This window comes from Pseudomonas sp., from assembly GCF_049590575.1.
Lineage (GTDB): Bacteria > Pseudomonadota > Gammaproteobacteria > Pseudomonadales > Pseudomonadaceae > Aquipseudomonas.
The window spans coordinates 1-1,783 of the sequence record NZ_JBAWDE010000229.1 but is presented as its reverse complement, the minus strand read 5'-3'; the positions used below and the strand labels follow the sequence as shown (position 1 = coordinate 1,783).

Sequence of the window (1,783 nt, the reverse complement as noted above, 5' to 3'; positions counted from 1 at the left end):
GTGCGCAACCTGCCGACCACCACCGCCTGGCGTATCGGCTTCCAGTCGGCGAATTTGATGCTTGAGCGGCATTTGCAGGACCACGGTGACCACCTGCGCCAGCTCGGCCTGTCGGTCTGGGGCACCGCGACCATGCGCACCGGCGGCGATGATATCGCCCAGGCCATGGCACTGATGGGCGTGCGCCCGGTGTGGGCCACGGGCAGCCAGCGCGTGGACGACTTTGAAATCCTGCCGATCAGCCTGCTCGATCGGCCGCGCGTCGACGTGACGCTGCGTGTGTCCGGGTTCTTCCGCGACGCGTTCGCCAACCTGATCCGCCTGTTCGATGCGGCGGTGCAGGCGGTGGCGGCCCTGGATGAGCCGGATGACATGAACCCGCTGGCCGCCAAGGTGCGCAGCGAGAGCGCGGCGCTGCTGCAGTCCGGCCTGGATGAAGCGGCGGCGGCGAAGCAAGCCGGGTGGCGCATTTTCGGCGCCAAGCCGGGTGCCTACGGCGCGGGCGTGCAGGGCGCGATTGACGGCCGCCTATGGCAAAGCCGCGAGGACTTGGCCGAGGTCTACCTGAACTGGGGCGGCTACGCCTATGGCGGTTCCGACGAAGGCACCGCCGCCCGTGGGCAATTCGCCCAGCGCCTGAGCCATGTGCAGGCGGTGTTGCACAACCAGGACAACCGCGAGCACGACCTGCTCGATTCGAATGACTACTACCAATTCCAGGGCGGCATGCTTGCCGCCGTGGAAACCCTGAGCGGTGACAAGGCCGCCAGTTACCATGGCGACCATAGCCAGCCCGACTTGCCGAAAATCCGCACCTTGAAGGAAGAGCTGAACCGGGTGATCCGTTCCCGCGCCGCCAACCCCAAGTGGATCGACGGCGTGAAGCGCCACGGTTATAAAGGTGCGTTCGAGATGGCCGCGACCGTGGATAACCTGTTCGCGTTCGACGCCACCACCGCGCTGATCGACGATCACCAATACGCCTTGCTCGCCGACGCCTACCTGCTCGACCCCGACACCCGCGCCTTTGTGCAACAGCACAACCCCGCAGCCCTGCGAGACATGACCGAGCGCATGCTTGAAGCCCAGCAGCGTGGCTTGTGGCAGGCGCCGGGAGCGTATCGCGAGGCGTTGGAAAACCTGTTGCTGGATATAGAAGAAGACAGCTGATGACTGAAATTCCGCATTTTCCGCTGTCCGCCGTGGTCGGCGCCGACGACTTGAAGCTGGCGCTGTGCCTGACCGCTATCGACCCGAAGATCGGCGGCGTGCTGATCGAAGGCCCGCGCGGTATGGCCAAGTCCACATTGGCACGCGGTCTCGCCGACCTGCTGGCCAGCGGGCAGTTTGTCACCTTGCCGTTGGGCGCTACCGAAGAACGCCTGGTCGGCACGCTGGACCTGGACGCGGCGCTGGGTGAAGGCCGCGCGCAGTTTTCGCCAGGCGTGCTGGCCAAGGCGGATGGCGGTGTGCTGTATGTGGATGAAGTCAACTTGCTGGCAGATCACCTGGTCGACCTGTTGCTCGACGTCGCGGCCAGCGGCACCAACCTGATCGAGCGCGACGGCATCTCCCATCGGCATTCGGCGCGCTTTGTGCTGATCGGCACGATGAACCCGGAGGAGGGTGAGCTGCGCCCGCAGTTGCTCGACCGTTTCGGCTTCAATGTGGCGCTGAGCGGGCAGACGCTGCCGAGCGAGCGTGGGCAGATCATCCGTCGGCGCCTGGATTTCGACAGCGACCCAGTCGCGTTCTGCGCGCAATGGGCCGAGCAACAGGCGGC

The 1,783-nt window shown here is 65.7% G+C and carries 2 protein-coding genes; both read left to right on the top strand.

Going from position 1 to position 1,783, the window contains the following annotated elements:
- A partial coding sequence (locus WBR57_RS15725; protein ID WP_424084614.1) for a cobaltochelatase subunit CobN occupies positions 1-1,170 on the top strand: 1,170 nt, incomplete at its 5' end.
- Positions 1,170-1,783: ATP-binding protein (locus WBR57_RS15720; protein ID WP_424084613.1), on the top strand; the 614-nt coding region annotated here is incomplete at its 3' end. The genes WBR57_RS15725 and WBR57_RS15720, both read left to right, overlap by 1 nt.